We start from the raw sequence: 13,870 nt of genomic DNA, 5'->3' as shown, positions 1-13,870 counted from the left end.
TCCAGGGTAGGCGGCTCGTGCCCGGCCGGCCCGCCGCCACGCGCTGTCCCGCCGATGCCGTCGAAGGCCCGCGACAGCGGTCCTCGCGGCCCCCGTCACGAAATGAGCCCCGGATGTCACTGCCCTTCGCCGATCGCCTCCCGCTCTCGCGACAGGCGGCCGACCGCGACGGCGTCGGACGCTCGCGGCCCGCGCTCTTCGACGAGCTGCTCGCCGATCCCGCCACCCGCGTGCTCGTCCTGCACCACGACCGGACCCTGGTCGAGGCCGACCGCCTCCTCCTGCGCCGCCCGGAGGACGTGACCGCCGGCACCCTCCGGATCTACCTCGGCCGCACGCTCGCCGAGGCCCCCGGCGAGCCGGTCGGAACCCCCGTCATCGCGACCGTCCTCACCGACGCGGCCGCCGCCGAGCTCGAGCCCGACGAGGAGCGGTGGAGCGGCCTGCGCCCGATCGCCGAGCGCCTGAGCGACCGCGACGCGGGCCTGTTCACCGAGGCTCTCGCCATCGCGAACTGGCACGCCTCGCACGGCTACTCGCCCCGCAACGGCGACCCGACCGTCGTCGAGCAGGGCGGCTGGGTCCGCCGCTCGCCCACCGACGGCAGCCAGGTCTTCCCGCGCACGGATCCGGCGATCATCGTCTGCGTCCTCGACGCGGACGACCGCCTCCTCCTCGGCTCGAACGCGATGTGGGGCACCGGCCGCTTCTCCCTGCTCGCCGGCTTCGTCGAGCCGGGCGAGTCGCTCGAGGCCGCCGTGATCCGCGAGATCGGCGAGGAGTCGGGCATGCGCGTCGTCGACCCGCAGTACCTCGGCTCGCAGCCCTGGCCCTTCCCCGCCTCCCTCATGGTCGGCTTCATCGCCCGCCTCGCCGAGGACCAGTCCCCGGAGGATCTGCTCCCGGACGGCGAGGAGATCGTCGAGCTGCGCTGGTTCACCCGGCAGCAGCTGCACGACTCGCTCGAGTCCGTGCTGCTGCCCGGCCGCTCGTCCATCGCCCGCGCGATGATCGAGGACTGGTACGGAGGCGAGCTGGAGAACGGCCCGATCGCGTGACCCTGCTCGACGGTCTCGACGAGGGGCAGCGCGAGGCGGCGGAGGCGCTGCTGGGGCCGGTCTGCGTGCTCGCGGGAGCGGGCACCGGCAAGACCCGGACGATCACGCACCGCATCGCGCACGGAGTGGCGACCGGCGTCTACACGCCCGGCCGCGTCATGGCCCTGACCTTCACCAGCCGCGCCGCGGCCGAGCTGCGCTCGCGCCTGCGGGTGCTCGGCGCCGGCGGTGTCCAGGCCCGCACCTTCCACGCCGCCGCCCTCTCGCAGCTCGGCTACTTCTGGCCGCAGCTGGTGGGGGGCACGATGCCCCAGCTGCTCGACGGCAAGGCCCGCCTGCTCGGGCACGCGGCCGAGCGGCTCCGCCTGAAGCTCGACACGGCGACGCTCCGCGACCTCTCGGCCGAGATCGAGTGGCGGAAGGTGTCCGCCCTCTCCCTCGAGCAGTACGCCGTCGCCGCCCGCACGCGCCCCCTGCCCGGACGGCTCACCCTGGAGCAGACGGTCGCGCTCGTGGACGAGTACGAGGGGCTGAAGGACCAGCGCCGCCAGATCGACTTCGAGGACGTCCTGCTCGTGACCGCCGGGATGCTCGAGTCCGAGCCCGCGATGGCGATGCAGGTGCGCGAGCAGTACCGCTTCTTCGTCGTCGACGAGTACCAGGACGTCTCGCCGCTGCAGCAGCGGCTCCTGGAGCTCTGGCTCGGCGACCGGAGCGACCTCTGCGTCGTCGGCGACGCCAGCCAGACCATCTACTCCTTCGCGGGTGCGCGGGCCGACTACCTCCTCGACTTCCCGTCCCGCTGGCCGGCCGCCACCGTGGTGCGCCTGGAGGAGAACTACCGCTCGGCCGTGCCGATCGTGCAGACCGCGAACCGCCTCATGCGGGGCAGGCCCGGCGCCCTCTCGCTCCACGCCGTCGCCGCCGCCGAGGCGCCGGAGCCCGCGATCGACGCCTACCCGGACGACATCGCGGAGGCGCGCGGGATCGCGGCGCGGGTCGCGGCCGACATCGAGGCGGGGGTGCGACCCTCCGACATCGCGGTCCTCTTCCGCACCAACAGCCAGTCGGCGGTCATCGAGCACGCCCTGCACGAGCGTGGAGTGAGCGCGCACATGCGCGGCGGCAAGCGCTTCTTCGACCTGCCCGAGGTGAAGCAGGCCGTGATGCAGCTGCGCGCGGCGTCCGTGTCGATCAGCGGCGAGCCGCTGTTCAAGTCGGTGAGCGACGTCCTCCGCTCGCTCGGCTGGAGCGCCGAGCCCCCGTCGGCGCCCGGTGCGGTGCGCGACCGGTGGGAGTCGTTGGACACGCTGGCCCGCCTCGTCGACGAGGCCCCTGCCGGATGGACCTTCCGCCAGTTCACCGACGACCTGATCGCACGCCAGCAGGTGCACCACGAGCCGGACCGCGGCGCGGTCACCCTCGCCACGCTGCACTCGGCGAAGGGCCTCGAGTGGGAGTCGGTGCACCTGATGGGGCTCGCCGAGGGCCTGCTGCCGATCTCGTACGCCGCCGGCCTCGAGGCGATCGACGAGGAGCGGCGCCTCCTCTACGTCGGCATCACCCGGGCCCGCCGGCGCCTGCGCCTCTCGTGGGCGCGCTCGACGGTCGGCCGCGTCACGCGGAGGGAGCCGTCGCGCTTCCTCGAAGAGCTCGGCACGCGCACTCGGGGTGCGGCTCCCGCTCCCGCACGGTGAACGATCCGGAGGCGTCGCTGTAGACCCGCTCGGCCGCGCGCAATCCTCGCCAGCCCGCGAGCAGCCACCGCAGCACGGCGTCGGCGGCCGCCACGGCGATCGCGGCGCTCGCGAGCGGCGTGCGGGTGGGGGCCGTGCGGCCGAGCACCTGGATCACGAGGCGCGCGCGATCCGGGTCGAGGTCCATCCGGTCCCGCTCGGCGCAGTGCAGGCACGGTCCGGAACCCGGCTCGACAAGGGGTCCGAGGCGCACCGATTCGTCGCCGAACACCACCGCCAGGTGCGGCACATCGGCCGCGAGCCAGTGCGCGGCGCGGGCGGGGGCGACCGCGAAGTCGGCGATCAGCACGGCGAGGTCCGGCGTCCCGTCGTCGGCGACCAGCGAGCAGCCCTCGCTCCGGAGCAGCGTGCGCAGTGCGTCCGGTGCCGCGCCCGTCCCCTCGACGACGACCCGCGGTGCCGGGGGAGGGCCGCCGGGCTCGACGCTGCGCAGCAGGACCGGCCGGAGCGCCTCGAGCACCTCGTCGACCCGCGCCTCGCTCGCTCCGGCGCGCGCCGCGATCAGGCGGACGGTGCCGGCGCTGGTGCCCACGCGGAGGGCGTCGAGCAGCAGCTCCTCCGGGTAGCCGACGCCGTCCAGGACCGCGTGCGGCCGGTCGAGGCCGAGCTGCACCGCGGTCGCGGAGCGCCAGAGCAGGGGGAGTCGGGGATCGAGCCGGAGCACCATCCGGCGATCATGGCCGAGACCGGCCCGGCGCCGCGCGAGTTGTCCACAGGCGGGCGCCGGACGGGGGGTCAGACGGGGCGGTCGCCCGTGGGGGAGGAGCCGCGGTCGTCGTCGTCCGGCGAGCCGGCGTCGTCGGTCGTGTCCGGAGCGTCTCCGGAGGCGCCGTCGCCCTCGCGCGGCATCGTGCCGTTCAGCAGGTCCTCCAGCGCGCGATCCATCTCGTCGGGCTCCGGGGTCTCGCCGCGGGCCTCGGCCGTGAGCCGGGCGACGAGCGCGCTCGGGTCGTCCAGGTCCTCCGAGCCGGGGAGCAGGTCGGGGTGCGACCAGAGGGAGTCGCGGGCCTCGGGCCCGACGGCGTCGGTCACGGCCTGCCACATCGCGGCGGCCTCGCGGAGGCGGCGCGGGCGCAGCTCCAGGCCGACGAGGGTCGCGAAGGCGGATTCGGCCGGGCCGCCGGAGGCGCGGCGGCGGCGGACCGTCTCGGCGATCGCCCCGGCGCTGGGCAGGCGGGTGGTCGCCGCCGCGGTGACGACGTCGACCCATCCCTCGATGAGGGCGAGGACGGTCTCGAGGCGGCCGTGCGCGGCGAGCTGCTCCTCCGTCTTCGGCGGGATGAGCGCGCCGGAGGTCATCGCGTCGCGGAGCTCCTCGGGGTTCGACGGGTCGAAGCCCTCGGCCAGCTCCTCGAGGCGGGTGGTGTCGATGCTGATCCCGCGCGCGAAGTCGGTGATCTGCGAGATGAGGGCGAGACGGAGCCACTTGCCGTGCCGGAAGAGGCGGGCGTGCGCGAGCTCGCGGACCGCCAGGTACAGCTGCACCTGGTCCAGCGGGATGTCGAGGCCCTCGCCGAACGCGGCGACGTTCTGCGGCAGGATCGCCGCGTCGTTCTCCTCCAGCAGCGGGATGCCGATGTCGCCGCCCGAGACGACCTCGGCGGCGAGCTGCCCGACGACCTGGCCCAGCTGCAGGGCGAACAGGGTGCCGCCGATCCCGCGCATCATGCCCTCGGCACCGGCGATCATCGCCTGCATCTCCTCCGGGGCCTGCTCGCGGAGCACGCGGGTCAGCGCGTCCGAGATGCTCAGCGCCACCGGCTCGGCGAGCTGGGTCCAGACCGGCATCGTCAGGGAGATCCACTCGAGGCGGCTGATCGAGCGCGGCGTGCGGCTCAGCTCGGAGACGTACGCGACCTCGTCGAGCCAGAGCGCGGCGACGCCGAAGGCCGCGTCGATCGGAGCCCGCACGGAGTCGGACACCGGCGCGGACTCGGCGCGCGCGAGCTGCTTCGCCTGCTCGAGCGAGAGCGTCCAGTTGACGCCGCCGTCGCCGTTCTGCTGCATCGCGCTCTGCAGCTGCGAGAGCAGGTTCTGCAGGGCCACCGGGTCGTTCGGCAGTCCCGCCGCTCCGGCGAGCTGCGAGGGGTCGACCGGGCCGTTCCCCGAGAGGAACTGCCGCAGCATCTCCCGGAACTCGTCCTCGGAGCCGCCGCCCGCTCGGTCCGCACTGTCGCCATCGGCCATCGGGATCAGCCCTCCGTCGCTCACGTGAATCCGGTCGCCGCACCGCCTCCGCGGCCCTGCACAGGGCGCCGGTTCCGGCGCGACTCCCAGTCGTGCAAGCTACGTTAGCCCGAGCGCCCGGGGCCTCGGCGTGCAGAGCACCGCTCGGGCCCAGCCCGCTTCCGCCCGCCGCGAACATCCCGGCGGAGCCGCTCCACCCGTTGCCAGAAAGGCCCCCGTGTCGCTGTTCTCCGACGACCCGCGCCCCTCCTCCTCCCCGCGCCGCCCGTGGGTCGGACCGGTCGTCCTCCTCTCGGGTGTCGCCGTCGTGGTCGGTCTGGGCGTCGCGCCCGCCCCCTACGTGATCGAGCAGCCCGGCCCCGTGTTCGACACCCTGGGCAGCAGCAAGGACGTGCCCCTCATCTCGATCCCGGACCGCACCACCTACCCCACGGCCGGCACGCTCGACATGCTCACCGTGTCGGTCGTCGGCAACCCGCAGAGCCTGCCCACCTGGGTCGAGGTCGCGAGCGCCTGGTTCGACAGGACCAAGGCGGTCGTCCCGGTCGACGCGATCTTCCCTCCCTCCTCCACGGTCGAGGAGCGCGACGAGGCGAACCAGGCCGAGATGACCGACTCCCAGCAGGAGGCGATCGCCGCCGCGCTCACCGAGCTCGGCTACCCCGTCGAGCAGCGCGTCTCGGTCGTGCAGGTGCCCGAGGGCTCCCCGGCCGAGGGCGTCCTGGAGGCGGGGGACGAGATCCTCGCGGTCGCGGGCACCCCGGTCGCCGACGCGACCGCCCTGCGTGCGACCCTGCAGACCCTGGGCACCGGCTCCCCGGTGCAGGTCAGCATCGAGCGCGAGGGCGCCCGTCAGGAGGTGGAGGTCACGCCGCGCGACTCGAACGGCGCCGCCGTCATCGGCGTCCTCCCCGGAGCGGCCTTCGACTTCCCGTTCGAGGTCGACATCCAGCTGGACGACGTGGGCGGGCCGAGCGCGGGCATGATGTTCGCCCTCGGGATCATCGACAAGCTCACCGAGGGCGAGCTCAACGGCGGGCGGAGCGTCGCCGGGACCGGCACGATCGACGCGGCCGGCGAGGTCGGCGCCATCGGCGGGATCCGCCAGAAGCTCTACGGGGCGGAGGGCGCCGGAGCCGAGTACTTCCTCGCCCCCGCGACCAACTGCAACGAGGTCGTCGGCCACGTCCCCGACGGGCTCGACGTGCTCGCGGTCTCGACCCTCGACGACGCCCTCGCCGCACTGAAGGGCATCGCCGCGGGCGACACCTCCGGGCTGCCGGACTGCAGCACCGCCGCTCCCCTCGACTGATCCCGCCCGCCGACCCCGGGTCGACGCCCAGGTGAGCCGGACAGCCGTCGCATAGCATGGGTGGCCTCCCCTCACATCTCGACAGCAAGAGGCCCTCACGTGAGTTCCACAGCAACCGAAACCCCGCCGCGGAAGAGACGGAGCGTCCTCGCCGTCACTGTCGTGGTGGTGGCCGTCCTGGTGGTGGCGTTCTTCGTCTTCGCCGGTCTGTACACCGACATCCTCTGGTACGACCAGCTCGGCTTCCTCTCCGTGCTCACGACGCAGTGGGCGGCGGCGGGCGGTCTCTTCGTCATCGGCTTCGTCGCCATGGCGGTGCCGGTGTTCATCAGCCTGATGCTGGCGTACCGCCTCCGGCCGGTCTACGCGAAGCTCAACTCGCAGATCGACCGCTACCAGCAGGTCGTGGAGCCGCTGCGGCGCCTGGCCACCTTCGGGATCCCCGCGGTGCTCGGCCTCTTCGCCGGCGTCTCCTCCGCCACCCGCTGGCAGACGAGCCTCACCTTCTGGAACCGCACGCCCTCGGGCACCACGGATCCGCAGTTCGGCCTCGACACGTCGTTCTACCTCTTCGAGCTGCCCTTCTACCAGAGCATCGTCGGCTTCGCGTCGGCGGTCCTGCTGATCTCGGCGTTCGCGACCCTCGCCACCGGCTACCTCTACGGAGCGATCCGGGTGAACGGCCGCGAGATCCGCATCTCGAAGGCCTCGCGCATCCAGCTGGCGGTCATCGCCGCCCTCTACCTCGCCGTGCAGGCGGTCAGCCTCTGGCTCGACCAGTACGCGACGCTCGCGCAGCAGGGGCCCCGCATCACCGGCGCCACCTACTCCACCGTCAACGCGACGATCCCGGGCCTGCAGATCCTGGCCGGCATCGCGGCGCTGGTCGCGATCCTCTTCGTCGTCACCGCCTTCATCGGCCGCTGGCGCTTCCCGGTCATCGGCACCGCGCTGCTGATCGTGTCGAGCCTGCTCGTCGGCTCCCTCTACCCGTGGATCGTGCAGAAGTTCCAGGTCGAGCCCAACGAGCGCACGCTCGAGCAGCCCTTCATCCAGAACAACATCGACATGACGCGCCAGGCCTACGGCGTCAGCGACGTCGACGTCATCCCCTACGACGCGACCACCGACGCGGAGCCGGGCGCCCTGCGCTCGGACGCCGAGACCACCGCGAACATCCGCATCCTCGACCCCGCCGTCGTCACCGACGCGTTCTCGCAGCTGCAGCAGTTCCGCCAGTACTACAAGTTCGGCGACACGCAGAACGCGCTCGACGTCGACCGCTACTCCATCGACGGATCGACGCAGGACGCCGTGGTCGGCGTCCGCGAGCTGAACCTCAACGGCCTCGGCACCAACCAGACCTGGTACAACCAGACGCTGGTCTACACCCACGGCTACGGCCTGGTCGCCGCGTACGGCAACCAGCGATCGGCCGACGGCGAGCCGGTGTTCATCGAGTCCGGCGTCCCGACGACGGGCGACCTCGGCGACTACGAGCCGCGGATCTACTTCGGCGAGAACTCCCCGCCGTACTCGATCGTGGGCGGCAACGACTCGCGCGACATCGAGCTCGACTACCCCTCGGGCACCGACGGCGCGCAGCAGACCTACACGACCTTCGACGGCGAGGGCGGCCCCGCTCTCGACAACGTCTTCAAGAAGCTCGTCTACGCGATCAAGTTCCAGTCCGAGCAGATCTTCCTCTCGGACGGTGTGAACGACGACTCGCAGATCCTCTACGACCGCGATCCCGTGCAGCGCGTCCAGAAGGTCGCGCCGTACCTCAAGCTCGACTCCGACGCCTACCCGACCGTCGTCGACGGCCGCGTGAAGTGGGTCGTCGACGGGTACACCACCTCGGCCGACTACCCGTACTCGGAGGTGCAGAGCCTCTCGCAGGCGATCGCCGACACGAACACGCAGCAGCAGTTCCCGACCGACGACGTCAACTACATCCGCAACTCGGTGAAGGCGACCGTCGACGCGTACGACGGCAGCGTCACGCTCTACGCGTGGGACACCGAGGACCCGATCCTGCAGACCTGGCAGAAGATCTTCCCGACCACGGTGAAGCCCGTGAGCGACATGTCGGGCGAGCTGCTCAGCCACGTCCGGTACCCGGAGGACCTCTTCAAGGTCCAGCGCGCGGTCCTCGGCACCTACCACGTGACCGACGCGGGCTCCTTCTACTCCCGCGAGGACGCCTGGGCGACGCCGAACGACCCGACCAGCGGAGCCGCGACCACGGCCGCCGCGACCGGCACCAGCCTGCAGCCGCCGTACTACCTGACGCTGCAGACGCCGGACCAGGACGTGCCGTCGTACTCGCTCTACTCGACGTACATCCCGGCGAGCGTCCAGGGCGCGCAGGCCAGCCGCAACGTGCTGACCGGCTACCTCGTGGCCGACTCCGACGCCGGCTCGACGGCGGGCTCCGTGGCCGACGGCTACGGCACGCTCCGCCTGCTCGAGCTGCCGAAGGACGACACTGTGCCCGGCCCCGGCCAGGTGCAGAACGCGTTCACCACCGACCCGACGGTCGCGAACGAGCTGAACATCCTCTCCCGCGGCGACACCACCGTCACGAGGGGCAACCTGCTCACGCTGCCGGTCGGCGGCGGCCTGCTCTACGTCCAGCCGATCTACGTGCGCTCCAACGGAGACACGAGTTTCCCGCTCCTGCAGAAGGTGCTGGTCGCGTTCGGTGACGACATCGCCTTCGAGGACACCCTCGACGCGGCCCTCGACAGCCTCTTCGGCGGCGACTCGGGAGCCGACGCGGGCGACACCGGCACGCCGACGACTCCGGACGCCGGCACCGGCACCTCGGGCGGCGACACCGGAGGCGACGCGGGCGGCACGACCGGCGGCACCGGCTCCACGCCGGCCACGGGCGACCAGACGGCGCTGCAGCAGGCGCTGAACGACGCGCGGGACGCCCTCACGGCTCGCGAGAACGCCCTCAAGGCGGGCGACCTCACCGCCTTCGCGGCGGCGGACGAGCAGCTGACCGAGGCGCTCTCGCGGGCGCTGCAGGCCGAGGGCGGCCAGTAGCCCGCATGGTGCAGGTCGACCGCGGCGAGCACCTCCGCTCGGGGGAGTGGCTCGAGCTGAACCGCACGTACTGGGAGGAGCGCACCGGCGAGGGTGCGCTCCACCCGGAGCTCGTCACCGCGGCGCTCCTCGACCCCGGTCCGAGGATCCTCCAGCTCGGCTCGGGCGACGGGCTCGACGCGCTCGAGCTCGCCGAGCGCGGCGCCCGCGTGGTGGGCGTCGACTTCTCGATGCCCACCGTGCGCCGAGCACGCGCCGCCGCCGCGGACAGGGACCTCGCCGGCTCCGCCCGCTTCGTCTGCGCGAACCTCTACGAGCTGCGGCACATGCTGCCGGAGCCCGACTCGTTCGACGTCGTGCTCTGCAGCGCCGGCGTCGTCTCGTGGCTCCCCGACCTGGAGGAGTGGGCGCGGCTGGTGGAGTGGTTCGTCGCCCCCGGCGGAGCGGTGCTCGTCGCCCCGTCGTCGTCCGCTCCCGTCGGCGCCGACGTCCGCACCTGGTCGCGCACCTCGTCCGAGCTCGCAGCCGCCCTGACGGCGGTCGGGCTGAGCGTGGACGAGAGCGCCGTGCTGCGCGCCGCCAAGCCCGCCTGAGACCGGAGCCCGCTCCCACCGCCGCGTCGATTTGCATCGGCGCCGGAACGCGTGTAATGTCTCTTCTTGTGCCGCGGGGTGGAGCAGTTCGGTAGCTCGCTGGGCTCATAACCCAGAGGTCGTAGGTTCAAATCCTGCCCCCGCAACAAGAAAGCGAAAGCCGGTCCTGAGAAGGGCCGGCTTTCGTCGTTAACACGGGTCGCGGACGTGCTTCCCGCGGCTGACAGTGCGCGGGCCGAGACCTCAGTCGCCCTCGATCACGCTCAGCACGTTGCCCGCCGGATCGCGGAACCAGCAGATCGTCGGCCCGTGGCCGCGCATCACTCCGTCCGCATCGGTCGGCAGCGACGGGTCGTCGTAGATCGCCGTGGTGACGCCTGCCGCGTGCAGCTCGGCGACCGCCGCGTCGACGTCCTCCACCGAGAAGTTCAGGATCGTGAACGACGCCGGCTCGTGGTCCGGCTTCGGGTACGCGATCGCGCGGCCTCCGCCCGGCAGCCGGATGTCGAGGATCCCCATCGAGTTCAGCTCGACCTCGAGCCCGAGCACTCCGCCGTAGAAGGCCCGCGCCGCCTCCACGTCGTCCACGCTGAAGCCGCTGAAGGCCCTCTCGCTCCGGATCATCGCCGTCCTCCGTCCCGCGGCCGCACCGTCGCGACCGCTCCGCTCCGGACGCTACTCCGGTCGCCCGTCCGCGTGACCGTCGGATCCGCCGGCGGCGCCGCCGACCGCGAGCCGGGCTCGCGCGACCCGCATCCGCGGACCGGCCTCCCGACGCTCCGCGCCGACGCGTGTGCCGGACCGGCCCGCACGTTAGGCTCGACCCCGATGCGAGGGGTGCTGCTGTGAGGGACGAACGCGGAGACGACGGCTCGGACGAGGGGCTCGGCGACCGCCCGACCCGGCGGAGCCCGCGGCAGGCGCCGCACGCGCTGCCCGCGGCACGCGTCGCCACTCCGGTCCTCACGCCCGTCCGCCCCGTGCGGCGCCGCCGGGGCCGTGTCTTCCGTGCGACCGTCAGCACGGTCGCCCTCGCCGCCATCGCGGGCCTCGTGGCGGTCTCCGCGCTCCCCGCCTACTCCTTCGACCCGGCACCCGATTCGCAGGCCGCCGTCGAGGCCGCCGCCCGCGTGCAGGCGCTCGGCAACCAGAAGCTCACCGTCGCGCCGACCGCGGTCCAGGAGCAGGTCATCCGCGACTCCTTCACCGCACCGACCCAGGCCCAGCTCGACGAGGCGGCCGCCCAGGCGCGCGCGCTCGCCGCCGCCGAGCAGGCCGCCCGCGACGCCGAGACCGCCCGCCTCGCCCAGGAGGCGCAGGCCGCGGCAGGCACGACCGGCGCGGACGGCGCCGCCGCGGGCAGCGGCGGCACCAGCACCTCGGTCACGCCCCGCGAGGAGGGCGACGACTACCCCTGGCGCGACCAGCTCACCGACGACCAGGGCGGCGGCCTCTCGCCGCTGCGGTACTACTACCGAGAGTGCGTCGACTTCGTCGCCTGGCGGATCAACCGCGACCAGGGCTCGACGAGCGCACCCTTCAAGTGGACCTGGGGCAACATGACCCCGGGCGGAGGCAGCGCCTACGCGTGGGCCGGCCAGTGGGCCTCCCACGGCTGGGTGACCAGCAGCACGCCCGTCCCCGGCGCGGTCGCCTGGTTCACCGGCAACCACGTCGCGTACGTGCAGGCCGTCAACTCCGACGGCACGGTCTCGCTCGAGGAATACAACTGGGGCAACGACCACGCGTACCACAAGCGCACCATCCCGGCCTCCCAGGTCGCCCTCTTCCTCTACCCGCCGAGCTGATGACCGGCGCCGTCGGCATGGCCGTGGCGCAGTTCGCCCCCTCGACGGACCGGGAGGCGAACATCGCGACGATCGGGCGCCTGGCCCGGATCGCCGCCGAGCGCGGCGCGAGCCTGGTGGTGCTGCCGGAGTACAGCTCCGCCTTCACCGATCCGCTCGGGCCCGAGCTGGTCGCGGCGGGCGAGGCGCTCGACGGCCCGTTCGTCACGGCTCTCGCGGCGCTCGCGCGCGAGCTCCGGATCCACCTCGTGGCGGGCATGGTCGAGGCGGTGGACGGGCGCCGCATCGCGAACACGCTCGTCGCGCTCGACCCCGAGGGCGCGCTCGTGGCCCGCTACCGCAAGCTGCACCTGTACGACGCCTTCGGCCAGACCGAGTCGGAGTGGGTCGCCGCGGGGGAGATCGCCGCACCCGAGACGTTCGAGGTCGGCGGCCTCGTCGTCGGGCTGCAGACCTGCTACGACCTGCGCTTCCCGGAGGTCAGCCGCTGGCTGGTCGACGCCGGGGTCGACGTCATCGCGGCACCGGCCGAGTGGGTGCGCGGCCCGCTCAAGGAGGCGCACTGGCGGACGCTGGTCACCGCCCGCGCGCTCGAGAACACGGTGTACCTCGTCGCAGCCGACCAGACCCCGCCGATCGGGGTCGGCACGAGCATGATCGTCGATCCGATGGGCGTCGAGACCGTCACCCTCGGCGAGGTCGAGGATGTCGCCGTCGCCTGGGTCTCGCGCGAGCGGATCGACGCGGCGCGCGCGAAGAACCCCGCTCTGGCGCTGCGGCGCTTCCGGGTGCTGCCGCTCTGACCGCCGCCCCCGGCCCGACGGCGCCGGGCATCCGACCGAATCCGCTGAGGCCGGCTCCTCAGCGCGCCATGCGGGCGAGGCCCGCGACCGCGGTCTCCAGCACCTCGAACCGCTTGCAGAAGGCGAAGCGGACGAGCGAGCGGTAGGGAGCGGCGTCCTCGGGGCGGCAGAACGCCGACACGGGCACCGCCACCACTCCCGCGAGATCCGGGAGCGCCCGGCAGAGCGCGACCCCGTCGTCGTAGCCGAGCGGTGCCGCGTCCGCGACGACGAAGTAGCCGCCCGAGGAGGGCGCGACGCCGAAGCCCGCAGCAGCCAGGCCCGCCGACAGCAGGTCCTTCTTGGCCGCAAGAGTCTGCGCCGCGCCGGTGAAGAAGGCGTCCGGGAGCCCGAGCCCGAGGGCGACGGCCCCCTGGAACGGCGAGCCGCTGACGTAGGTGAGGAACTGCTTCACGGCGAGGACGGCCGTGATCAGCTCGCGCGGGCCCGTCACCCAGCCGATCTTCCAGCCCGTGGTGCTGAAGGTCTTGCCCGCCGAGGAGACGGACAGCGTCCGCTCGAAGGCTCCGGGAAGGGAGGCCAGCGGGACGTGCGGGGTGTCGAAGCGCAGGTGCTCGTAGACCTCGTCCGTCAGGATCACGGCGTCGTGCCGCTCGGCGAGCCGCACGATCAGCTCGCGGGTCTCGGCCGGGAGGACGGCACCGGTCGGGTTGTGCGGGTCGTTCACCAGGATGACGCGCGTGCGGTCGCTCACCGCGGCCGTCAGCTCGTCGTGGTCGACCGCGAAGGAGGGGCCGCGCAGGAGCACGGTGCGATGCACCCCTCCGGCGAGGGCGATCAGGGCTCCGTAGGCGTCGTAGTGGGGAGTGAAGGCGACGACCTCGTCGCCCGGCTCGAGCAGGGCCAGCAGAGCCGCGGCCAGGGCCTCGGTGGCGCCCGTGGTGACGAGGACCTCGCCGTCGGGGTCGAGGGAGATCCCGGAGAAGCGCAGCCGGTGCGCGGCGATCGCCTCGCGCAGGACGGGGAAGCCGGGACCCGGCGGATACTGGTTGAGCCCGGACGCGATGGCGTCGCGCGCGGCGTCGAGGATCTCGCGCGGGCCGTCCTCGTCCGGGAAGCCCTGGCCGAGGTTCACCGCTCCGGTGCGCAGGGCGAGCGCGCTCATCTCGCTGAAGACGGTGGCGGCGACTTCGCCACCTGGGCCGAGGAGGCCGGCGCCCGCCGCGGCGCGGGACCAGGATCCGGGAATGCTCACGTGCCCAGTGTGCCCGCTCGAGCAGTCCGGCCGGTTTCAT

The 13,870-nt window shown here is 73.1% G+C and carries 11 protein-coding genes and 1 tRNA gene; 8 read left to right on the top strand and 4 right to left on the bottom strand.

The window, feature by feature from the left end:
• The first annotated feature begins 113 nt into the window (after positions 1-113).
• Positions 114-1,058 (top strand): NAD(+) diphosphatase, encoded by a 945-nt coding sequence (gene nudC, locus C5D50_RS14790; RefSeq protein WP_104262666.1) that lies wholly within the window; start codon positions 114-116, stop codon positions 1,056-1,058.
• Positions 1,055-2,755, top strand: a complete 1,701-nt coding sequence (locus C5D50_RS14785) for an ATP-dependent helicase (protein WP_104224836.1) — start codon at positions 1,055-1,057, stop codon at positions 2,753-2,755. The genes nudC and C5D50_RS14785 overlap by 4 nt, the downstream gene beginning before the upstream one ends.
• On the opposite strand, the gene C5D50_RS14780 is transcribed toward C5D50_RS14785, so the two are convergent.
• Together C5D50_RS14780 and C5D50_RS14775 are read right to left on the bottom strand one after the other, a co-directional pair.
• Positions 2,676-3,482 (bottom strand): hypothetical protein, encoded by an 807-nt coding sequence (locus C5D50_RS14780; protein WP_104283839.1) that lies wholly within the window; start codon positions 3,480-3,482, stop codon positions 2,676-2,678. The two genes, C5D50_RS14785 and C5D50_RS14780, sit on opposite strands and share 80 nt — an antisense overlap.
• Before the next feature lie 68 nt (positions 3,483-3,550).
• Complete coding sequence (locus tag C5D50_RS14775; protein ID WP_104238192.1) at positions 3,551-5,002, bottom strand: zinc-dependent metalloprotease; 1,452 nt, start codon at positions 5,000-5,002, stop codon at positions 3,551-3,553.
• Positions 5,003-5,219: 217 nt separating this feature from the next.
• Here C5D50_RS14775 and C5D50_RS14770 point away from each other — a divergent pair, with 217 nt between their 5' ends.
• The 4 genes from C5D50_RS14770 (at position 5,220) to C5D50_RS14755 (ending at position 10,110) form a co-directional block, all read left to right on the top strand.
• A complete protein-coding gene (locus C5D50_RS14770; RefSeq protein ID WP_104283838.1) occupies positions 5,220-6,314 on the top strand; it encodes a PDZ domain-containing protein in 1,095 nt (364 codons plus the stop codon).
• Between the two features lie 99 nt (positions 6,315-6,413).
• Positions 6,414-9,371 carry a UPF0182 family protein gene (locus tag C5D50_RS14765; RefSeq protein ID WP_181027225.1) on the top strand — a complete coding sequence of 986 codons (2,958 nt, stop codon included), beginning with the start codon at positions 6,414-6,416 and terminating at the stop codon, positions 9,369-9,371.
• A gap of 5 nt (positions 9,372-9,376) precedes the next feature.
• A complete protein-coding gene (locus C5D50_RS14760; protein ID WP_104283837.1) occupies positions 9,377-9,964 on the top strand; it encodes a bifunctional 2-polyprenyl-6-hydroxyphenol methylase/3-demethylubiquinol 3-O-methyltransferase UbiG in 588 nt (195 codons plus the stop codon).
• 72 nt (positions 9,965-10,036) lie between these two features.
• A tRNA-Met gene (locus C5D50_RS14755) sits at positions 10,037-10,110 on the top strand.
• A gap of 97 nt (positions 10,111-10,207) precedes the next feature.
• On the opposite strand, the gene C5D50_RS14750 is transcribed toward C5D50_RS14755, so the two are convergent.
• The gene (locus C5D50_RS14750; protein WP_104283836.1) at positions 10,208-10,588 is read right to left on the bottom strand and encodes a VOC family protein; all 381 of its coding nucleotides are present in this window, start codon (positions 10,586-10,588) and stop codon (positions 10,208-10,210) included.
• Between the two features lie 221 nt (positions 10,589-10,809).
• Here C5D50_RS14750 and C5D50_RS14745 point away from each other — a divergent pair, with 221 nt between their 5' ends.
• Together C5D50_RS14745 and C5D50_RS14740 are read left to right on the top strand one after the other, a co-directional pair.
• Positions 10,810-11,772, top strand: a complete 963-nt coding sequence (locus C5D50_RS14745; protein WP_181137355.1) for a CHAP domain-containing protein — start codon at positions 10,810-10,812, stop codon at positions 11,770-11,772.
• Entirely contained in the window at positions 11,772-12,575 is an 804-nt protein-coding gene (locus C5D50_RS14740; RefSeq protein ID WP_104247828.1) for a carbon-nitrogen hydrolase family protein, read from the top strand. Before C5D50_RS14745 ends, C5D50_RS14740 begins: the two co-directional genes overlap by 1 nt.
• A gap of 58 nt (positions 12,576-12,633) precedes the next feature.
• Here C5D50_RS14740 and C5D50_RS14735 read toward each other — a convergent pair whose 3' ends face one another.
• Positions 12,634-13,830, bottom strand: a complete 1,197-nt coding sequence (locus C5D50_RS14735; RefSeq protein ID WP_104283833.1) for an aminotransferase class I/II-fold pyridoxal phosphate-dependent enzyme — start codon at positions 13,828-13,830, stop codon at positions 12,634-12,636.
• Between the last annotated feature and the right edge of the window lie 40 nt (positions 13,831-13,870).

The sequence above is a fragment of the Rathayibacter sp. RFBD1 genome (assembly GCF_002932915.1).
GTDB lineage: Bacteria > Actinomycetota > Actinomycetes > Actinomycetales > Microbacteriaceae > Rathayibacter.
This window is presented reverse-complemented; position numbering and strand designations above follow the sequence as displayed.